Origin of the sequence: Vibrio sp. M260121 (genome assembly GCF_036533715.1) — a bacterium.
In the GTDB taxonomy this organism is placed as follows: Bacteria; Pseudomonadota; Gammaproteobacteria; order Enterobacterales; family Vibrionaceae; genus Vibrio.
Window position 1 is genome coordinate 1 of record NZ_JATABF010000007.1, and the last position, 21585, is coordinate 21585.

Consider the following 21585-nt stretch of genomic DNA (forward strand, 5'->3'; position numbering starts at 1 on the left):
TGCTGCTGTTGCTGCTGTTGCTGCTGTTGCTGCTGTTGCTGCTGTTGCTGCTGTTGCTGCTGTTGCTGCTGTTGCTTCAGTTTCTCCTCTACAACCGACAGGTTCTTTTTCGCAGCTTCAAAGTCAGGTTTTTCTTGAATTACGTTTTTATAGAGCTCTGCCGCATCCTCAAGTTGTCCGTTCTTAGCAAGTGCGTTTGCCAAGTTGTAACGGCCATCAAGGCTTGGATTATTGGAGAAGGCTTCAATCGCGCTTTCGTAATCTCCAGCTTGGTAGCTTGCTGCACCTTTCCAGTTAGGATCAGTGAAGGTACTTTGGGCTTTTTCGTATTCACCTTTTTGATAAAGCTGTTCACCTTGTTGGTTCTGATTCAAGAACGCATTCGCTTCTGCTTTCGGTGTCCAACTCATCGGTAGTACGGTCGCTACCAATACCCAAATCATGCCGCGTCGGAAGAGTAGGGCAGCAGGAATCAACAGCAGAGGTAGCAACCAGAAACCACCGTTCAAGCGAGAGTCGGTTTTCACATCTTCACTTTGCTTGGCAGCAAGGTTGTTACTCGCGTTATTAGTAAACGCGGCAATGTTCTCGACATCACGGTTATTGTGTTGAATTGGCACAAATAATCCGCCGGTCTCTTTGGCTAACTTCTGTAAGTTTTTCAGGTTAGTCTTCGCTACCACTGTGTTGCCTTGTCGACTCTTCATTAAAGAACCATCCGGAAGAGCAATTGGTGCGCCAGTTGATGTGCCGATAGCAAGTACTGACACACGAATGTCTTTACCGCTTAATAACTTTAATGAGCGAGATAGTTCGGAGTCATCCAAATCATCTGCCAGCACGACGATGTCACCTTGATTTACGCCCGCTTGAGTAAACTGACCAAGCGCGGTTTCAATCGCTGATGGTAAGTTGGAGCCTTGATACGGCATTAACTCAGGAGACAAGTTTTCGATGATGCCAGCGAGTGTGCTGGAGTCAGTCGTCAGTGGGCTTAACGTATAAGCATCGCCCGCGTACGCGACCAAACCTGTTGAGCCTTCTTTCCATTTCGGCAGTAAATCCAACGCTTTATAGCGGGTTTGTGACAGGCGATTTGGCTTCACATCCGTTGCGTACATCGAGCGCGACATATCCAGAACTAACACTCGGTTTTGGTTTAGTTCAAAGCTTGGGCGTGTGTTGGATTGCCAACTTGGGCTTGCTAAAGCGATACAAGCGATTGCCCATGCTAACCCCCAAATGGCGAAGTAGTGTTTAGTCTTCACTGAGTGACCAAGCATTTTTGCCAAATGAGGCGCAATCAACGATGACTTTTTGGTTCTGTATTGGCTGTTAACCGCGAGGACGACAGGAATGACGAGCAAACCCAACAACCAACAAGGATTTAGGAAAGTAAACTCAGCCATGTTTTCTCCTTAGAACAAACAGGAACACGGAAAGCACAAGGGCAGCGCCTAGTGGGTAAGGGAACCATTCCGACTGAGGACGCCAAGTTTGCGTATCGGTTGAAACTGGCTCTAGTTGATTAATGGTGTCGTAGATCGTTTCAAGTTCTTTAGCATCACGCGCTCGGAAGTATTTACCACCTGTCATCTCTGCAATCTTGGTCAGCGTTTGCTCATCAAGGTCTGAGGCGGTATTGACTTTGCGAGTCATGAAGAAGTCTTTCACCATCATTTCACCAGCGCCCACTCCTACGGTGTAGATGGTTGCGTTGTATTTTTTAGCGATTTCAGCGGCTTCAAGCGGATCAAGTACACCAGCAGTATTGCTACCATCACTGAGCAAGATCATCACACGTTGTGGTGCGTCACTGTCTACAAAGGTTTTAGTGCCTAAGCCGATACCATCACCAATCGCGGTGCGCTGACCAACCAAGCCAATGACGGTTTGATTGATCTGTTGCATCACGGTTTTACGGTCAGCGGTTAGCGGCGTTTGTAGATAAGCATGATCACCAAATAGAACCACACCTAAGCGGTCGCCTTGGCGTTTTTCTACGAAATCAGATAAGACTCTTTTAACGGCGGTTAGACGGTCTATGTATTCACCGTTGTCGTTCATGTCTTCTTTCTGCATAGAGCCAGATAAGTCGACCACTAACATCATGTCGCGGTATTTCGGTTGGAACTCAACCGGATCGCCATACCAAACCGGGCGAGCACATGCGACAACCAACAGAGCCCATACGCCAATAGACAGGAATTTTTGTACGACCTGTTTTGGTTTGTTGCTGTGTGTATTGTCTGGCAGGTACGCCAGCTTAATTTCAGCTTGCTGAGTCTCTTCAGGGAAGAACTTATAAATCAGCCAAGGTAGGGGCAGTAACAATAATGCCCACCACCAGACAAACTCAATGTTCAACCACTGAGAGAGGCTCGAAACGAGAGTTGCCTCAGTCACGAGTTTTTGCCTTTTTCTTTGGTGGCAATGCGGTTTCAATCCAGAAAGCGCAATCATCAATTAATGCTTGATGTTGCTCTTGATCAGACTTTTGATACAGCGCCGCTTGCCACTGTTGTTGTTTATCGACAAATCGAGTTTCTTTAGTGTAACTATCAAGAAACTCGTACCAAGCAGAGCCTGTTAATGGCGCGATTTCTTCACGAGGGAAGTAACTCAAAGCCGCTTGGCGAAGAACCTCTAATGCAGAAGACGGTGTGTGTGGTGTGATCGGATTGGTCAACAGTTTCAATGCGGTCTTCTTGGCCACAAGACGCTTTGTACGCCATCTTAAGTACAGTACGACGATTAAGATGGAGAGAATTACACCGCCCAGAACAGCCCACCATCCCCAAGCAAGTGGGAACCAATCTGGTGCATTTGGCAGGATTAAAGGTTCAAGGTTTAGGCTTTGATTATTCGTTGTCATTATTATTACTACTGCTTGAATGATTTGTATGTTGTTGCTTTGATTAGCTTAACTGCTGAACCAACGGTAACCCGCTCGACAGACTGTTAAATGGAATTGCCATCGAATGACACTGCTGTTTAATGGCTTGTTGATGTTTAACGAAGTGAGACTCCAACTCCTGGCGCTGTCCTTTCGAACCGAAATTAAACCACTGACTTCGATGACCATCGGATGCTTTCGCTTGGCCTCGGAAGTCGGTTTCGCCTCGCTCAAGAGGATCATAAAACTGCACTGCACGAATGCTGTTGTGTTGCTTTAACCGACGCAGTTGAACCAGTTCTTTCTCCTCCACTTGAGCAAAGTCGCTCAGCAGAATAAGCTCACTGCCTTTCGGCGTCAGGTTGTGTAGCGTTTCAATTGCGCTCATGTAAGGCAACGTGCGTGTGCTGTCAGCTTGTTGATTTGTAAGCAATTGATTGTGAGTATTCACTATCGCGTCAAGAATTCTCAGCCCTTGCTTTTGAAGAGAAGAAGGGCGGAACTCAATACACTGAGAGCCATCATCAATCACCGCGCCGATACGGTCTTTCTTGGCTAATGTCAGCCAAATCAAGACGCTAGCGAAATGCGCCAGTTGAACCGACTTCAATACATATTGCGATCCAAAGTGCATGCTTGGGCTCAAGTCGATGTACAAGATCACCGCTTGCTCTTTGTCTTCAGCAAACAACTTTGTGTGCGCTTTTCCCGTTCGAGCCGTGACTCGCCAATCGATGCTGCGAATGTCATCACCCGCTTGGTATTGGCGCACTTCCATGAAGTCCATACCACGACCTTTTTGACGGCTGGTATGGTTACCGCTCATTTGCGACCAAATACTCTGTGCTGGTGGCAGCCAACGAACCGATTGAGTGCGATATTGAAGCAGCTCTTCAAGGGTTAATGTCACCCCATTCGCATGAGGTGGCAATGCATATGATGCAGACATGTCACCTACCTACGTTATGCGCTACCTACAAGGTTAAGAAGCTTGTCGATAACCTGATTTGCTGTAATGCCTTCTGCCTGAGCGTGGTAGCTAAGCAGCAGACGATGGCGTAGCACAGGGTAAGCCATGGCTTGAACATCTTCTGGTGAGACAAAGTCACGACCTGCCAGCCACGCATGAGCGCGAGCACAACGGTCAAGCGCAATCGTCGCACGTGGACTCACACCCATAGATAGCCACTTCGCAAGCTCTGAGTCGTAATCGCTTGGCTGTCGAGTCGCCATCACAAGACGAACGATGTATTGCTCGATTGCGTCTGCCATGTGGATGTTGAGCACTTCTTTGCGTGCAGTGAAGATGTCTTCTTGGCTCAAGCTTGGGCGTTCAATCGTCGCTTCGCCTTTTGCCTCACCACGGTTGATGCGCAAGATTGCCAGTTCATGCTCTGCATCTGGGTAATCTACATCAAGGTGCAACAAGAAGCGGTCAAGCTGTGCTTCTGGTAGTGGGTAAGTTCCCTCTTGCTCGATTGGGTTTTGCGTCGCCATCACCAAGAATAGCTCTGGCAGTGCGTATGTGTTTCGTCCTGCGGTCACTTGCTTCTCAGCCATTGCTTCAAGCATTGCGGCTTGCACTTTAGCTGGCGCACGGTTGATCTCATCAGCAAGGATCAGTGAGTTGAAAATAGGACCAGACTGGAAGGTAAATTCGCCAGTTTCTGGACGGAAGATATCTGTACCCGTCAAGTCCGCTGGCAGTAAGTCTGGTGTGAACTGAATACGGTGGAAATCACCCTCTACACAATCCGATAGAGATTTCACCGCACGGGTCTTAGCCAATCCTGGAGGGCCTTCAACCAAGATATGCCCATCGGCAAGTAGAGCAATGAGAAGCTGTTTAACGAGATCATGCTGACCAATGATCTGAGACTCTAAGTAGCTTTGAAGAGTTTCGAAGTTTGTTTTGTGCATTTTTTGGACTCTCTGGTATCCATATGATTCTTGTTTTGAGTATTGGTCACTTCTTCTAAGGGAAAAGTTCCAGTACGCACATGCAATTTATCTTTTCAATATTGGGGCGAGTAAAGTGATTGCAAGCCATTGAAAACCGTGAATTACCTTGTTCGACAGTCTGTTACATCACATTTGCATTAATTTTTGAGAATTTTCTCTAGTTTTGTAGGGGAAGGCCGATATAAGTTTCAAGCCGTGCATAGCGAGTTGTTATGCATCCAGTTTTATCCTGTTCAGAATACAGATAACGAGTGATTCTTTTTAAAGGTCCAGATATGTTGAAACTTAACTCCCTGAGTATCAAACAGAAGGTTGTCATCGGTATTACTTTTGCCGTGCTCGCTTCTACCATCATTGTCGGTGTTATGGCACAGAGACACGCACGTGAAGTGCTAAGTCATCGCTTAATCGATATCGAACTACCTGCAATGTTGCAGCAGATCAATACTGAGATTGACCGTGAAGTTGTACAAATGCAGCAAGCGGCAAAGCAACTTGCCACTAACGAATTCGTCATTGAAGCGCTCTCGACGACAGAACGCAACCCAATGATAGAGGCGCAACTCGTTCAACAGCTTAACAATGTGAAGTCCCAATATCAGTTGAACGACGCTTCCGTAGCAAATCGACAAACGGCTTACTACTGGAACCAAAACGGCTTCTTACGCCAGCTTAATCGTTCGCAAGATGCGTGGTTCTTTGGTTTTACTTCTTCTGGTCAAGACACGTCGGTCAGCGTTTTCCAAGAAGCAAATGGTGATGTGAAAATGTTCACTAACTACCAAGATTTGAATGGCGTATCGATGTCAGGTCTGTCTAAGTCGATGGATGACATGGTTTCGCTACTGAATGGCTTTAAGATTGAGAAAACAGGCTATGTTTTTCTGACCAATAGCAAAGGTGATATCCAGATCCACCGTCAGCAAGGCAAAAACAAAACCTCTATTAGCCAATTGTTCGGACGTGAAGCTTCTCAGCTACTTAACAAAGGTCACTTCAATCTAGTGACAACAGAGTTTGAAGGCCAGGACATGTTCGTGTCTAGCTTGTATGTGCCTTCGATGGATTGGTTTGTTGTTGGTGTTGTACCTGTCGATGAAGTGTTTGCGGATCTTGATGCAACCGCAGAGAAAATGTTGTTCACGACAGCCATCGTGGCACTGATCTTCATCGCAATGGGCGTTCTGTTGGCAAACAGCATTACCAACCCAATTCGCCAAATTGCAGACCGATTCACTGACCTTGGCGAAGGCGAAGGTGATTTAGCCCAACGTATTGAAATCAATGGTAACGATGAGATCGCTCAGCTATCAAAAGGCTTTAATGGCTTTATTGAGAAGATCCACGCAACCATGAAAGAAGTGTCGCTAACCAGTGGTGCGTTAAGTGAGGCTGCGGATAGTGTGTCTAGCAAAGCGACTTCGACTCATGACAACAGCCAAGAACAACGTGATCAAACGATCCAAGTCGTGACGGCAATTAACCAAATGGGTGCGACGATCAGTGAGATTGCCTCAAACGCAGCAACAGCGGCAGATACGGCAAACCAAGCATCTGACAACACGCAGACAGGTCGCCAAGTCGTAACGCAAGCGAAGGAAGTGATTAGTCGTCTTGCTGATGACGTTGAAACGACCAGCATGGTAGTGACGCAACTGGCAACCACAACCAAAGACATTGGCTCTATTCTGGATGTGATTCGCGATATCTCTGAGCAAACTAACTTACTTGCATTGAACGCAGCGATCGAAGCAGCTCGCGCGGGTGAGCAAGGGCGAGGCTTTGCAGTGGTAGCGGATGAAGTACGTAACTTAGCGTCACGTACGGCTGATTCGACCGAAGAGATTCAGAAGATGATTAACCAACTTCAAAGTGATGCGCAAGATGCAGTAACTGCAATGGAAGCAGGCAAAGCGGTGACGTTTGAAGGTGTTGCTTCTACTGACGAAGCGGTTGACGTTCTGATGAATATTTCTGAGCGTATTGCGGATATTTCAGATAGAAATACACAAGTTGCGACAGCGACAGAAGAGCAATCGACAGTGGTTCACACTATCAACCAAAACATTGAAGAAATTAATGCGATCAATGAGATGACAACAGCAACAGCAGAAGAACTGGCTGGAGCAAGCCGAGATCTACAAGAGCTGTCATCTCGCCTAGATAAGATGGTTGGTAGCTTCAAGCTGTAGAGTTGGATAGAATAGGGCTAGTTTACAAGTTTAATGACTCGATATTTTAGGTAAGTACTATGAATGATTTCGAAAAAGAACTAGAACTGATCTCACAAGAAGCTGGTGATGAGCCAGAGGTAAAGCTGCCATCTCTTGAAGAACAACAGGAAATCGTAGCAGAGCTTAAAAAGCTAGAGGCTGAAGGAAAGCTGACACCAGAAATCCTTGAGCAATACTTTGGTAAGTTCAATCAGAAAAGTTCGGTGCCAGTGCACTAATAAAGAGGGAGTTTCATACTCCCTTTTTTAATACCCGCCATTTAACTCATGCCTTGCAACTATTTACTAATCAATAAGTTATTAGTTGTTACTACTTTTTTTCATACTTGACAATACTGCCGCTCTAACTAAATCTATTGCTTATTTCAAACAAAATGACTAAGGACTGCAAACGAGATGGCACATAGAAATACAGGGAACGTAATTTTAATTACTGAGGATAGTTTGCAGTCTTCTTTGTTGAAAGATGTCCTTGAAACCAAACTCAACATCAACGTCAGCCTGATTGCCCCTGAAAAGCTAGCCGATTACACCGTTCCAGCCTTACCCGTACCTGCAATTCTATTGGATTACAGTGTGATAACTGATGAAGTGTTCTCCCGTTATATGGAGTTTAAAAAGGCAGAGCTAAAAGATTCGATTGAAGTACTCCTAAACTGCGATAAGGCCATCTCGACAGAAGAGCTTTTTGTATGGCAAACGCTGGCGGGAATATTCTACACGTCGGATGACATTACTACGTTACAGGTCGGAATTGGAAAAGTATTACAGGGTGACATGTGGTTTAGCCGCAAGTTTTCGCAGCAATATATTACTCATCTACGCAGGCACAGCAGACCAGTTAATAAGAGCGTGTCCGCAATTTTGACTAAGCGTGAACAGCAAATTATCACCTTCTTATCTATGGGGGCTTCGAACCAACAAATCGCAGAACAGCTATTTGTGAGTGAAAATACTGTTAAGACCCATCTCCACAATATTTTTAAGAAGATTGACGTAAAAAATAGAGTACAAGCATTAATTTGGGCGAAAGAAAATATTTCTGGATTGTCGATAGCGGTATAAAAATTAAGTGAATTAGGTCGACGCAAGTTAAATTGCGATGCAGATCTTGTATAAATTATTTGTATGTAAGAAGTGTTTCTTTTATGAGAAACACTTTTTTTGTTTATGAATTTAACGAATTTGCAATTTAAAAAAGTAGCAAATGAATCTACTCTATCGTCTAGCACTTAGATATGAGATTAAGTGCTGATTAATAGTTATTAAATTCAGAGTGTTAAGTTAGTGAAAGTATGAGAAACATTATGGAACAGAATATTGATAGGCCTGAGATCCTAATGATCACTCAACAAAGCCTGCAGAGTGAAAACTTCAAGGAGATGCTTTCTAGAAATACAGCAACCAAAATTACAATTATCGACAGTAAAAACCCAAGCTACCATGAGCTTATTCCAGAACAGTATTTCTTATTGGTAGATTTCTCAGTAGATACACCATCCGATACTTTAGTTTACTTAAAAGATAATGAAAAAGTATTAGGGACAATAATGTTGAATTTAGGACATGAGCTCGATACTGAAGAATTAGCATCATGGCCTCATGTTAAAGGTATTTTTGGCCCTAGTGATTCAATGGACAAATTGTGCCAAGGCTTAAAAGCCATTATTGATGGTGATAATTGGTTATCGCGAAGATTGCTGGAACAGCTATTAACTTATTATAAAGGTAAGGAATCAACCTACTCGATTGAGCCAGCTGAAGAAGTCGAATTAACACGACGAGAGGTTCAAGTTCTTCAAATGTTGAAAGATGGTGGTTCTAATATGGAAATAGCAGATTCACTATTTATTAGTGAGCACACCATCAAATCTCACCTTTACAACATATTCCGAAAAATAGAAGTTAAAAACCGAACGCAAGCCACAAGTTGGGCGAAAAGAAACCTGTAGTACTAGATTTAACCTTATGTTTTAAATGCCTTTTATATCTAAAAGTACCAGTTTTTTATGTGCTAATAAAATTGTTAGTTTGAAATATCAATCCATATTCAAACTCGTTCTTATGCTTTTGTTTATTAGACTTTCTCGAGTCTGCTGGAGTTAGTTCAGACACAAAAGGTCTATTCAAATAGAAAGCCAAGAGGGACATAAAATGAGCACAAATGACACTTACTATGGTGATGCGGGTGATAACCATCAAGTCGCTGACTTTGACGGTGGCGATGACGTATTTATCGGTTTTGGTGGCAACGATTCTTTCGTTGGCGGTGGTGGTAACGACTTCGTTGTCGGAGGTGCGGGAAATGACCGTCTAACCGGTGGTGCAGGTGACGACATTCTAATGGCTGGCACCGGTAACGACTACCTCGGTGGTGGTACGGGTAGTGATTTGTTACTCGGCTTGCTAGGTGACAACAAGTTAAACGGTGGTAAAGATGATGACCTACTGGTTGCTGGTTCTGGTGACAATGTAATGGTTGGCGGTAGTGGTGCAGATAAGTTTATCTTTACCGACAAATTTGGCGGTCATGGTGAAGCGAAAGTGGTTGATTTCAATATTGGTGAAGATTCACTCCATATTATCAGTGATTCTGTTACGTCATATGCCGACCTGACCTTTACTTACGACGCTAAAGGCAGTGCTGTCTTTACTGATGGCGCAGATCTAACGGTCAAATTGATTGGTGTTACGCAAGAGGACATCGACTCATACGGCGCCGACTTATTCATTATCTAAGTCACATTTTTGGGCGCTAGCGAGTCTAGCGCCTAATGTATAAAAATATGTGGAAATAATCGTGCAACAAACGGTTTTCAAAGAAGTTAGACAAAAACTATGCACGCTCATAGGCTTGCTGGTTGGTTTTAGTTTATTTATAAATTTATTAGTACTTGCTATTCCTCTGTACATGCTCCAAGTGTACAACCGCGTTATATCTTCCTATTCAATCGATACACTTTTTTTACTGACGGTTATTGTCCTTGCTGCATTACTCACGATGTCTTTGATAGATATTGCTCGTGCACAAATGAGTAAGTCATTTGGCTATTGGCTGGATGCAAAACTGTCGGCATTTATGCTCAAGCGCAGTATCCAATATCAAACCCATACTGGTAAAAGCTACACATCCCAAGTACTAAGGGATATACAAAACATTAAGAGTTTTTTAAGTGGTCAGGCGCCTTACCCTTTGCTGGACGCGCCTTGGACACCTGTTTTTATCCTTTTCGTTTATTTGCTGCATCCTGTTTTAGGTCATATTGCTTTAGGCGGTTCGATTGTTCTATTTAGCCTTGGAATCATCAATGAATTGGTGACCAGAAAGGTGTTACAAGAGAGTGAAGTTCGCTCAATTTCACATATCAATCACGCTGAAATCGCCACTCAAAACGCAAACTCGATTGTCGCAATGGGGATGATGAATGCGTTCTTAGAACGATGGTACGCGAAAGCAAACGAATCCAACTTGTTAGAGCTGACGGTGGTAGGGAAATCGATCTACCTCGCTAACTTTTCGAAGTTCGTACGTGGCTCCCTTCAGATATGCTTATTAGGAGGTGGTGCATGGTTGGTGATCCAGCATGAGATTACCGCTGGTGCCATGATTGCCAGTTCCATTTTGATGAGCAGAGCGTTATCGCCAATGGAACAAGCCATAGGAACATGGCGCAGCGCGATGTCTGCTAGGAATGCTTATAAGCGGTTGTGGGAAATTGATAGGATCGTTAAACAAGATGAATCGGACATGCCGCTACCTCGTCCGAAAGGACATTTTGAATTTACGGGTTTAGCTTATCGTCACCCTGGTGCGACAGAGCCTGTTTTATCATCCATCTCTTTATCAATACCTCCCGGTGTCTCCGTGGGGGTCATTGGCCCCTCTGGTACAGGAAAGTCGACCTTTGCAAGACTGCTTCTCGGTAACATCAAACCGCTCGCGGGCAAGGTTACTCTAGATGGGATGGAAGTTTCTTCGTGGGCTTCTGAAGATAGAGGAGCCCACTTTGGTTATCTCGCGCAAGAAGTGGAACTGTTTCCGGGAACGATTAGAGATAACATCGCGCGATTTAAGGATGAAGACCCTGCAAAAGTCATTCGAGCTGCTCAGTTAGCCGGTTGTCACGAGCTTATTCTTAAGAAAAACAAAGGCTATGATTTTGTCATTGGCGAAAATGGACGTGGATTGTCCGGTGGAGAGCGCCAACGTATCGCTTTGGCTCGAGCCGTTTACGGCAATCCATCCGTTGTTGTATTTGACGAAGCCAATGCGAATCTCGATGGGGAGGGTGAAGCGGCATATCAGCGTTTGATCGCACACCTTAAGTCGGAAGGGGCCACTGTCATTGTGATTGCTCATAACCCAAGTACGTTGCGCCAGATGGACCGATTACTGTATCTCGCAGAGGGTCGCCTCAAATTGTATGGCGTGAGAGATGAGGTGTTAAAGCGCTTAATGGGAGAAGAAAGAACAGATATACCGAGGGTGCGAAATGAGCAATCAACTGCCAAACGATAACAAACTGACGGCAGATAGCGTTTTCCGTTTTATGCCAACGGCCGAACTTAAACTTAAAGGTCCCATTCTACTTGGCGTGTTGACGTTAAGTTTATTTTTGGGCGGATTAGGCTACTGGGCGGCCACATCAAAACTAGAGAGTGCTGCCATCGCTTACGGTGATTTATCTGTATTGAGTAAGCGCCAAGAGATTCAACATTTGGAAGGTGGCATTATTGAAAAGCTTTACGTTCAAGAAGGTGACTTGGTAGAAAAAGGACAGTTACTTATCCAGCTTTCGAAGCGTCAAGCAAATGCAAAATTAGATTCTCTTGGTGGTCAGTACATTCATACTCTAGCCAAAGAAAATCGATTGAATGCCGAACTCGATGAATTGCCTGAGATTAATTGGGCGCAAGATATCGAGACGATTAAAAACGCAGAGATTGTCGCTGAAGCGAAATCGGTACAACGTAAGATCTTTGAGGCGAGAAAGCGCTTTTTCGACAGCAAACTAAACATCATTGCGCAGAGCATCTCAGGCGCGAATTTGGAATTGGATAACCTCAATGCAACGAAAGTCATCGAACGTGAGCGCTTGAAATTCATTGACGAAGAAATTGCCAGTAATCAGGCGTTAGTGCAAAAAGGCTTTTCAGGAAAGTCTGCGCTACTTCAGCTTAAACGTCTTGCCGCAGAAGTTCGCAGCACACTCAGTCAATTGGATCGTCAATCTTTGACCGTGGCCAAGCGATTAGATGAGAACCAAGCAAAAATAGAAGAATTGAAGCTAGAGCGACTCAATCAAATTGTCGAAGAGTTGCGTAACACTAAGACAGAGCTTGTTTCGATCAAAGAGGAGTACGGCTCTGCAAAAGATGTCGTAGCAAGAACAGCGATTGTCGCTCCAATCTCCGGCAGAGTAGTGAACATGCAAGTGTTTACTGAAAAAGGGGTGATTGGCTCGGGCGAGACCTTGCTTGAGCTCGTTCCTCAAGATGACAAGTTGCTGGTGGAGGCTCGTGTGAGTCCACAAGACATCGATTTGATTACGCCAGGTCAGCATGCTCAAGTTCGTTTAACGGCTCTGAATGCAAGAACGCTAGCACCTCTCGATGGCACCGTATTAACTATCTCCGCGGATAAGCTCTCAGAGCAAAACCAAGATGACTTTTATCTTGCTCGTATTGCTTTAGCTCAAGAGGACGTTGCTAAACATCGACTGACTTCCGGCATGAATGCTGAAGTGTTGATTCTATCGGAGCCAAGAACACCGTTGAGTTACCTTGTTAAACCATTAACCGAGAGTATGAATCGCGCATTCAGAGAAGACTAACGGATAACTTCTGTTTGAAATCTCATCATCGAACGCACGTAAATAACGTAAATAAATGATCCATTAACAAGGTCACATTTTGTGAGATTGGGATGTGTTTTTATGCGCCTTTATTTTGTGTGAGATGACCTGAACAATGAGAACAGAAAAAGGAAAAATGTTGGCTGGTGAACCTTATGATGCTTGGGATAAGGAACTATATCAAGCACGTATTGAGTGCAGAAAAGTACTGCAGAAAATCAACAACAGCATTCCAGATACTGAGGAATGGCGTAATGCAATTGATGCACTTATTCCAGACTCTGAAGGGGCGTATTTAGAACCGCCTTTCCGATGTGATTATGGCTCAAACATCAAACTAGGAAAGAACTTCTACGCGAACTTTAACTGCGTCGTACTAGACGTTGCGGAAGTACATATTGGAGATAATGTTCTATTTGCCCCTAATGTGCAGATTTACACTGCAGGGCATCCTTTGGATGTCAAAGGCCGTGTAGAAGAGGGCGTTGAGTTTGGCACGCCGATTAATATTGGCGATAACGTATGGTTAGGCGGCGGTGTGATTGTTTGCCCAGGTGTGACTATCGGTGAAAACTCGGTGATTGGTGCGGGAAGTGTTGTTACGAAAGATGTGCCACCAAACGTTGTTGCTGCTGGTAATCCATGTAAAGTGATTCGTCCAATCGAACAAAAATAATCGAATTGGTAACTTATCTCAGGGCGGGACAGCGAATTAAAATTAAGAAGCCGACATTCAGTCGGCTTTTTAGCATTTTAAAGATACGTTAAAGCATGCTGGAGTGAACTTGTTGCCCTTGCTCTGTCAGCGAGTAAATTCGCCCATCTTCTTTAATAACCAAACCGCTGTTAACCAGTTGTTTTAGGTGGAAGTTGAACTTGGTGTGGTCTTCAATACCGACCACACGACAGAGGTCCATGAACTTCATTTTTCGATGAATCTTAAGCTGCTTGATAACCGAGCGACGAATCGGGTTGGAGAGCGAACTAAAAATCTGGTCATGCTTTCTTTCATCAAGCGGTGACTTTGGTGACCGCTCTGCGTGGACCCGCTTCAACGTGACAGACAATGCAGCAAGGTTGAACGGCTTAGTAAGAAATTCATCAGCACCTTTCTTCATCGCATCGACGGCGACATCAACAGTGGCAAAAGCGGTGGTAATGATGATGCCAATGTTTGGATGTAGGCGTCTTAGGGCAGAAAGGGCTTCAATTCCTGTCATTCCTGTCATCACGACATCAAATAAAGCTAAGTCAAAATTTTGTTCGCTGGCAATATCCAATGCGTCTTCAGCGTTATCACACGCGACCACTTCAAACGATTCCAAGGTTAATGCCTCAATGAGGACCTCTCGCAATTCAACATCGTCTTCTGCAAGTAAGAGTTTTAGTGTCATTCAATATTCCTTGGTAAGCGGATTTCAACTGTTAAGCCAGTAATGTGGTCACTCTTCTTTGAGTTCCTCAAGTTTAGCTCGCCACCGTGTTGTAAGATAATTTGATTACTGATTGCCAATCCCATACCTGTGCCTTCACCCCTTGGTTTTGTGGTGTAGAAAGGTGTTTTCGCTTTGGCAATTTTGTCCAGTGGCATGCCAGTTCCCCAGTCAGAAATGGAGAGAATCGCCACCAGTTTGTCTTGATATGTTTCTATGTAGAGTTGCTTGTGTTCTTGGCTAGCGTCAATCGCGTTGCCGATGATATTGGTCACCACTTCTTCTAGTTGGCCTGCATCGCCTAAGACATTAAGCGTGTCATCAAGGGAAGTACTTACAATGAAGCCCTCTAAGCGGTATTGATTTAAGGAAAGTGCTTGGTCCACGATCTTTTTCAAAGAAACCACTTCGCGTTGGACTGGCTTATGGTGAGCGTAATTCAGCACTTCATGGCTAATCTCTGCAGCGCGTTCTAGACCGTGACGGATGCGGGCTAGATGTCTATGACTGGCCTCGTTGTCGGGTAAGTGTTTCTCCAACAAATCGCAACTCATCGTCGCACTGGAGAGCGGCGTTTTGATTTCATGAGCGACCGCGGAAGTCAGTTCACCAAGTTCTTTAAGTTTGGCATCTTGTTGAGAGAGTTGGATGTTACTTTCGAGCTGCTTGCTTTTTTCATCGTCAAACACGCGGAGTGCAATCCATAAGGTGCATAAAATACAAATGGCACAAACCATTCTAACGCCCAGCACCCAAAGCCCTAAATCGTAAGTCAGTACACCTGCTGCAATGCCATAAGCTATCAAAGCAAGGCCGGTTAACTTAAATGGGAGTGATGCGCCATGGCCTTCTTTTTCTAGGATGTTCGCGTAGCTCATCATTGCTAACCCAGAGATGGCGCCAGCGCCTAAGCCGAATATCCATCGGACTTGGTTTGCTGTGTTGTGAATGTAAATTGCGTACTCTTTACTTCCGAACCGAACGATTAAGCTGATAACAAACAAGGTAAGAACAGTGAGTGCACCATATTTGATGGCTTTAATGTACTTCCAGTCCGTGAGATCCAGCATCTTCCATGCAAAAGCACCAAGCGCAATAAATGAGAACCAGAGCTTGAATACCTTAAAAGTCTCTATTCCCTTAGTGAGCGTGAACTCATGCTCATACATTACCAAGTAAAGTTCTGACCATTCGTGGAAACCGTGAATGAACCCAAATAACGCAAGAATAGGTAAAGCAGAAGCGATAGCGATCCGGCTTTTGCGTAAGTCTCGAAAAAGAATGGCAAAAAAGATGGCGAAGAAAGCTAAGCCATAGAAGAGGTAGATCTTAAAGATGAGTAACATGTCCATTGTTTGAGTCTAAATGACTCCTTACCCTTCATCAATATTTAATATTTGCAATCTTATTATGGTGCATTGCATACATATCCTTTTACATCTGAACTTACTTTATAAAAGTTGTGTGAAGTTTTCTTATCATAATTTATTCTGCCGAGATAATTGTTATTCACATGGTGCGCTTTAGTTTCGATATTTAATAAAACTGTCATATTGAATTTCTAATCTGCACTCGTCGATTGGTGAGCACCGATTGATTGTTGGATTTATTTCAATACCTAGTTTTACTTGAACACTAAAACTAATCTGGGCTAATTAAATGTTGCTTTTTTATTAGCCCAACTTAATCGCTAAATTATATCGGAGATATATTGTGAAATTCATGAAATCAGCTCTAGTGTCTTCTGTTCTGGTTGCAGCATCATTTGGCGTTGCTGCCAAAACAACGATCAATGGCGCTGGTGCGACATTCCCTCATCCAATTTATGCGAAGTGGGCTGAGCAGTACCAAAAGGAAACGGGCGTTCAGATTAACTATCAAGCGATCGGCTCTGGTGGCGGTATCCGTCAGATCACAGCAAACACGGTAGACTTTGGAGCAACAGATGCGCCCTTGACTATTGAAGAGTTGAACAAAGAAGGCATGATTCAGTTCCCTATGGTAATGGGGGCAATTGTTCCTGTAGTAAACATCCCAGGCATCGATGCTGGTGAAGTTAAGCTAACAGGCAAAGTGCTGGCTGATATCTACATAGGCAACATCAAGAACTGGAATGATCCGGCGATTAAAGCGCTAAACGAAGGCGTTGAAATACCAAATCAACCTATCTACGTAGTGCACCGTTCGGACGGTTCTGGTACGACTTACAACTTTACTGATTACCTAGACCGTGTGAGCCCTGAATGGCACGAATCTATTGGTGTTGGTAAAGACATCACATGGCCAAAGAAAGCAACAACAATTGGCGGTAACGGTAACGCAGGTGTCGCAAACTTCGTAAACCGTACTCGTGGAGCAATCGGTTATGTGGAATACGCATTTGCTAAGCAAAACGACCTTGCTTACACGCAAATGCAGTCTAAAGAAGGTAAGTTCTTAAACCCAAGTATGGACACTTTCCAATCAGCTGCAGCTAACGCCGATTGGGAAAATGCACCGGGTTACCACCTGCTACTAAACGACCAGCCAGGTGCAGATTCTTGGCCAATGACGGCTGCTACATTCATCCTAATGCACACAGACCAATCGGATGCGAACAAAGCACAAGAAATCGTGAAGTTCTTTGAGTGGAGCTATGAGCAAGGTGAGCTTGCTAAAGAGCTAGATTACATCCCAATGCCAAGCAAGGTAGTTAACATGGTTAACGAAACTTGGAAAAATGGTTTGAAATCAGACGGCCAAGCGATTATTCAATAATTAATTAAGTTGTCTGGGGAATATATTCTCCAGACAACTGAATAAAACATTATGACTACATTAGCTATTAAAAATAAAGTAAATGGTGATTCGGTTTTTAATAAATTGAGCTTCGCGAGTGCTTTATTAATTTTTGTGACTCTAACTGGTATTTTATTATCACTAATTGAAGGTGGATGGCCTGCTTTTAAAGAATTTGGCCCTGGCTTTGTATTTAGAGATATTTGGGATCCTATTAATGGTCAATTTGGTGCTGCCTCTGCAATTTACGGCACACTTATTACTTCTTTCATCGCTATTGTTATTGCTGCACCTATCGCATTAGGTACGGCAGTGTTCCTCGCTGAACTAGCACCTAAATGGCTAAGTCAGCCAGTGAGTAAGGCTATTGAGTTACTCGCTGCCGTACCAAGCATTATCTATGGTATGTGGGGATTGTTTGTCTTTGTTCCTTGGTTCTCTGAAGGGTTCCAAATGTGGGCAGGCATGCATTTAGTTGATATTCCTTTGATCGGTAGCTGGTTTAATGGACCACCGATTGGCATCGGTTTGTTAGCGGCGGGCATTATCCTTTCATTTATGATTTTGCCAATCATGACGTCATTGACGCGTGACGCACTTAAATCGGTTCCGGATGTACTTCGTGAAGCGGCGTATGGAACAGGTGCGACGCCATTTGAGGTGATCACCAAAGTTCTTATCCCAAAAGTAAAAAATGCAACGGTGAGTGCAGGCATCTTGGGCCTAGGGCGAGCGCTTGGTGAAACAATGGCGGTGGCTTTTGTTATCGGTGGTGCGAGTCGTATTGAGTTCTCATTCTTTATGCCAGCGAGCTCAATCTCATCGACGATTGCTCAGCAATTTAATGAAGCGACAGACCCAATTCATATCGCTTCACTGATTGGGCTTGGTGTCGTGCTCTTTATTATCACTTTCTTCGTGATGGGCTTTGCTCGACGTTTACTAAGGAAGTCATCATGAATACTAGAAAATTAAAGAACTTTAGTTTCTTAGCGTTTTGTTCTTTGTCGGCTGCATTCGGTGTCTTTGTTCTTGCCAGTATTTTGTACACGCTTGTCGGTGAAGGTGTGAAGGGCTTGAGTTTGGCTATCTTCACTGAACTGACGCCAGGTCCTGGCAGCCAAGGTGGTTTGAAAAATGCACTAATTGGTAGTTTGATGCTGACAGGTTTGGGCATTTTAATCGCAGCACCGATTGGTGTTTTGGCTGGTACTTGGCTTGCTGAAGCAGATAAAGACAACAAGATCGCTGAGTCGTTGCGCTTCCTTAACGGCATGCTAATGAGTGCACCATCGATTCTCGTCGGTCTGTTTGTTTATGCTTTGATTGTTGTTCCAACTGGTAGTTACTCGGGTTGGGCGGGAGCAATTGCACTCGCGGTCCTTGCATTGCCGGTGATTGTTGCTTCAACAGAAGAGATGCTTCGCCTTGTTCCACCAACATTGAAAGAAGCGGGCAGTGGCGTAGGCGCACCTAAATGGCGTGTGATTACCCAACTAAGCTACCGAGCTGCGGCGCCGGGTATTATTACCGCGATTCTATTGTCCATCGCACGTATCTCGGGCGAAACAGCACCTTTGTTGTTTACCGCGCTAAACAGCAGTTTTATGACCACGGACATGAGCCAACCGATGGCAAACTTGCCAGTAACGATTTACCAGTTTGCGATGAGTCCTTACACATCGTGGCAGGAGCTAGCATGGGCTGGCGCACTGATTATCACGACCTTTATTTTGATTGTTAACGTACTGGCGACTTCGTTGCCGCAGCTATTTAAAGCGAGAAGAGCATGAACACGGCAACTTTAAACCCAGTCACTACAAACAACATGAACGGGCCTACTATGAGCACTTTGGTAGACAGCATTAATACCAACGATGTGACAGCAAATCTGACTCATCGTATGGATATTCAAAACTTAAATTTTTACTACAACAAAGGCGCAGATGCAGCACTGAAATCGGTATCCATGCCGATTTACAAAAACCGCGTGACGGCACTTATTGGCCCTTCGGGTTGTGGTAAATCCACGCTTCTTCGTACCTTGAACCGAATTTACGATTTGTACGGTCATCAGTATGCAGAAGGTGAAATCCTGTTGGATGGCGAAAGCATCTTTAACAACACCGATGTTAACGAGCTGCGCTCTAAAGTCGGTATGGTTTTCCAAAAACCGACACCATTCCCAATGTCGATTTACGAGAACATGGCGTTTGGTCTAAAAATCCAAGGTAGGTTCAGCAAAGCAGAAATCAAAGATCGTGTTGAATCTGCATTAAAACGCGCGCATTTGTGGGAAGAGGTGAAAGACAAACTGGATGCCGATGCAAATGGCTTATCTGGTGGTCAGCAGCAGCGTTTATGTATCGCTCGTACGATCGCTCTAGAGCCTGAAGTAATCCTAATGGATGAACCGACTTCTGCGCTTGACCCAATTGCGACTGCAGCGATTGAAACCTTAATTACTGAACTGCGCGAAAAATACACCATTGTCATCGTTACGCATAACATGCAGCAAGCGATGCGTATCTCTGATTACACCGGTTTTATGTACCTCGGTAAGTTAGAAGAATATGGCACGACCGATAAAATTTTCCACCGCCCAGATAATGATCGTACTAAGCGATACATCTCTGGTGATTTTGGATAACCAATAACAACAATAGCGGCTGTTGACTCAGCACTCTTTAGGCACGATTTTGCGAGAATCGTGCCTATTTTTTTATGCGTTTGGGCTCTAAAATTGGGGTTATTAAAAACAATTAAGAACTCTGTATGTATAAAGATAAAGTGGTCGTGATTACCGGCGGTAGCCAAGGTATCGGTCAACACCTTGCTCTTGCCTACCTTGAGCAACAAGCAAAAGTTATCGTGCTAGACATTGCGCCTAATAAGAATCCAGATATGGATTTTCACCTCGTTGATTTAGGGCGACCAGAGCAGATTGAAAAGGCTTTTGATGAGATCCAAGGAAAGTACGGCAAAGTCGATGTTCTCATCAACAATGGTGCGATCGCCAACTTTAACAAACCCATTCAGCAGCTGACTTTTGAAGAGTTTTCACGTGTGATTGACGTTAACCTCAAAGGTGCGTTTGCTTGTTCCCGACGATTTATCGCATTGAATCATGCTCAGCCTTATGGACGAATCATCAACATTGCTTCTACGCGCTGGAATCAAAATGAACCTGGTTGGGATGCTTACGGCGCATCTAAAGGTGGTGTGGTCTCTATGACACAATCGATGGCCATTTCGTTGTCAGATACGCCAATTACCGTCAACGCGGTTAGCCCCGGTTGGATTCAGGTTGAAGGGTATGGTGAGCTTGACAGTTTTGACCATCAGCAGCATCCATCAGGTCGAGTAGGGAAAGCAAAAGATATTGTTAATGCGTGTCTTTTTTTAACGCACCCAGAGAATGACTTCGTTAATGGCCATAACTTGGTTGTTGATGGTGGAATGAGTAAAAAAATGATTTACCAAGATAGCTTATTAGGTTAACCCCCCGTTTCCTAAGGACTTCTCTAATGACTCTGTTAATGATGTGTCTAAGCATTTGAAGTCTCTTAGATATGTACGCTGCGTGGACTTTTCTATGTTCTCTTGTGTTGTCCAGCTTATACCGTTTTACTCGATGCGGTAGAGTACACCTTCATTCTCCTTGCTAATCTATACCTTCCGCCTGACTTTAGAGCATGTAGGCATATGTAAAATTATTTAGTGCTCTTGTGCTCAATTGAGGCAAATCGAAGTGAGTTAGCATTGACGGCACGGCCTGTTACTAGAAGCTGGACGAATTCTCCCCGCGTTTTGTGATATTCATTAAGAAAATACTTTTCCGGGTAATAAATTCATTTTAAAATCATGATTTTGTGAGAAATATGAACTAAATTTGATACAACACCCTATAGCTGACGTTAGGTATCAAAATGAAAAGGATTTTATTACTTGCGAGTCACGCATTATGTGTACTTGTCGGCTTTGCTGCCGGAGTCTATGCTCTACCTATCCTGATACAACCTACTTCACCTGATATTTCTGCTGTATCCAAAGGGGCTGACGGTATCCTTTATCAAGGAACGTTCGATCGTAACAGAGCAGATAGTGACTTTTTACACTGGGGGGAGGGGGGTATATGGTTAACCGAAAACACCCTTGCTTTTGAAGGGATGTTAGCTCCAGGCCCAGACTATAAAGTTTATCTTTCTCCTACTTTCGTTGAGACCGAAGCAGATTTTCAGCGATTGAAGTCACAAATGATTAATGTCGGGGATGTAAAAACCTTTGACCGTTTTGTGGTCACTTTTCCAGCAGACTTACCGTTGGACGACTACTCGTCGGTGATTGTTTGGTGCGAAACGTTTGGAGAGTTCATTACTTCTGCACAGCTTGAATCTGTCGCAAACCTGAATCAAAACTGACGACGAA

The 21585-nt window shown here is 44.2% G+C and carries 21 protein-coding genes; 14 read left to right on the forward strand and 7 right to left on the reverse strand.

Features of this window, described 5'->3' with window-relative positions:
- From QTO06_RS06085 to QTO06_RS06105, 5 genes are all read right to left on the reverse strand, one after another.
- Positions 1-1409, reverse strand: a 1409-nt coding sequence (locus QTO06_RS06085) for a vWA domain-containing protein (protein ID WP_331407178.1), incomplete at its 3' end; no start/stop codon positions are given.
- On the reverse strand, positions 1402-2406 hold the full coding sequence (locus QTO06_RS06090; protein ID WP_331407179.1) for a vWA domain-containing protein: 1005 nt from the start codon (positions 2404-2406) through the stop codon (positions 1402-1404). The genes QTO06_RS06090 and QTO06_RS06085, both read right to left, overlap by 8 nt.
- Positions 2399-2875 (reverse strand): DUF4381 domain-containing protein, encoded by a 477-nt coding sequence (locus QTO06_RS06095; protein WP_331407180.1) that lies wholly within the window; start codon positions 2873-2875, stop codon positions 2399-2401. The genes QTO06_RS06090 and QTO06_RS06095 overlap by 8 nt, the downstream gene beginning before the upstream one ends.
- Before the next feature lie 43 nt (positions 2876-2918).
- Positions 2919-3845 carry a DUF58 domain-containing protein gene (locus QTO06_RS06100; protein WP_331407181.1) on the reverse strand — a complete coding sequence of 309 codons (927 nt, stop codon included), beginning with the start codon at positions 3843-3845 and terminating at the stop codon, positions 2919-2921.
- Between the two features lie 14 nt (positions 3846-3859).
- Positions 3860-4816, reverse strand: coding sequence for an AAA family ATPase (locus tag QTO06_RS06105; protein ID WP_005432145.1), 957 nt, complete (start codon positions 4814-4816; stop codon positions 3860-3862).
- 317 nt (positions 4817-5133) lie between these two features.
- Between QTO06_RS06105 and QTO06_RS06110 the strand changes: the two genes are divergently transcribed.
- The 8 genes from QTO06_RS06110 to QTO06_RS06145 all read left to right on the forward strand — a co-directional run bounded on the left by QTO06_RS06110 (position 5134) and on the right by QTO06_RS06145 (position 13622).
- Entirely contained in the window at positions 5134-7050 is a 1917-nt protein-coding gene (locus tag QTO06_RS06110) for a methyl-accepting chemotaxis protein (protein ID WP_331407182.1), read from the forward strand.
- Between the two features lie 59 nt (positions 7051-7109).
- A complete protein-coding gene (locus QTO06_RS06115) occupies positions 7110-7310 on the forward strand; it encodes a chromosome segregation ATPase (RefSeq protein ID WP_009704926.1) in 201 nt (66 codons plus the stop codon).
- Positions 7311-7487: 177 nt separating this feature from the next.
- Positions 7488-8156 carry a LuxR C-terminal-related transcriptional regulator gene (locus tag QTO06_RS06120; protein ID WP_331407183.1) on the forward strand — a complete coding sequence of 223 codons (669 nt, stop codon included), beginning with the start codon at positions 7488-7490 and terminating at the stop codon, positions 8154-8156.
- A gap of 230 nt (positions 8157-8386) precedes the next feature.
- Positions 8387-9043, forward strand: coding sequence for a LuxR C-terminal-related transcriptional regulator (locus QTO06_RS06125; protein ID WP_331407184.1), 657 nt, complete (start codon positions 8387-8389; stop codon positions 9041-9043).
- A gap of 202 nt (positions 9044-9245) precedes the next feature.
- Positions 9246-9830: a calcium-binding protein gene (locus QTO06_RS06130; protein ID WP_331407185.1), complete on the forward strand. Its 585-nt coding sequence runs from the start codon at positions 9246-9248 to the stop codon at positions 9828-9830.
- A gap of 61 nt (positions 9831-9891) precedes the next feature.
- Positions 9892-11610: a type I secretion system permease/ATPase gene (locus QTO06_RS06135; RefSeq protein WP_331407186.1), complete on the forward strand. Its 1719-nt coding sequence runs from the start codon at positions 9892-9894 to the stop codon at positions 11608-11610.
- Positions 11585-12925: an HlyD family type I secretion periplasmic adaptor subunit gene (locus tag QTO06_RS06140; protein ID WP_331407187.1), complete on the forward strand. Its 1341-nt coding sequence runs from the start codon at positions 11585-11587 to the stop codon at positions 12923-12925. Before QTO06_RS06135 ends, QTO06_RS06140 begins: the two co-directional genes overlap by 26 nt.
- Positions 12926-13061: 136 nt before the next feature.
- Positions 13062-13622 carry a sugar O-acetyltransferase gene (locus tag QTO06_RS06145; RefSeq protein ID WP_331407188.1) on the forward strand — a complete coding sequence of 187 codons (561 nt, stop codon included), beginning with the start codon at positions 13062-13064 and terminating at the stop codon, positions 13620-13622.
- An 88-nt stretch (positions 13623-13710) separates the two neighbouring features.
- On the opposite strand, the gene QTO06_RS06150 is transcribed toward QTO06_RS06145, so the two are convergent.
- Positions 13711-14340 (reverse strand): response regulator, encoded by a 630-nt coding sequence (locus QTO06_RS06150; protein WP_331407189.1) that lies wholly within the window; start codon positions 14338-14340, stop codon positions 13711-13713.
- Positions 14337-15731 (reverse strand): sensor histidine kinase, encoded by a 1395-nt coding sequence (locus QTO06_RS06155; RefSeq protein WP_331407190.1) that lies wholly within the window; start codon positions 15729-15731, stop codon positions 14337-14339. Before QTO06_RS06155 ends, QTO06_RS06150 begins: the two co-directional genes overlap by 4 nt.
- Positions 15732-16101: 370 nt before the next feature.
- Between QTO06_RS06155 and pstS the strand changes: the two genes are divergently transcribed.
- From pstS to QTO06_RS06185, 6 genes are all read left to right on the forward strand, one after another.
- Positions 16102-17136 (forward strand): phosphate ABC transporter substrate-binding protein PstS, encoded by a 1035-nt coding sequence (pstS, locus tag QTO06_RS06160; RefSeq protein WP_331407191.1) that lies wholly within the window; start codon positions 16102-16104, stop codon positions 17134-17136.
- Between the two features lie 51 nt (positions 17137-17187).
- Complete coding sequence (gene pstC / locus QTO06_RS06165) at positions 17188-18117, forward strand: phosphate ABC transporter permease subunit PstC (RefSeq protein ID WP_331407192.1); 930 nt, start codon at positions 17188-17190, stop codon at positions 18115-18117.
- Entirely contained in the window at positions 18114-18950 is an 837-nt protein-coding gene (gene pstA, locus QTO06_RS06170; RefSeq protein ID WP_331407193.1) for a phosphate ABC transporter permease PstA, read from the forward strand. Before pstC ends, pstA begins: the two co-directional genes overlap by 4 nt.
- Positions 18947-19807: a phosphate ABC transporter ATP-binding protein PstB gene (gene pstB, locus QTO06_RS06175; RefSeq protein WP_331407194.1), complete on the forward strand. Its 861-nt coding sequence runs from the start codon at positions 18947-18949 to the stop codon at positions 19805-19807. Before pstA ends, pstB begins: the two co-directional genes overlap by 4 nt.
- 125 nt (positions 19808-19932) lie before the next feature.
- Positions 19933-20658 (forward strand): SDR family NAD(P)-dependent oxidoreductase, encoded by a 726-nt coding sequence (locus QTO06_RS06180; RefSeq protein ID WP_331407195.1) that lies wholly within the window; start codon positions 19933-19935, stop codon positions 20656-20658.
- A gap of 428 nt (positions 20659-21086) precedes the next feature.
- Positions 21087-21578, forward strand: a complete 492-nt coding sequence (locus QTO06_RS06185; RefSeq protein WP_331407196.1) for a DM13 domain-containing protein — start codon at positions 21087-21089, stop codon at positions 21576-21578.
- The last annotated feature ends 7 nt before the right edge of the window (positions 21579-21585 follow it).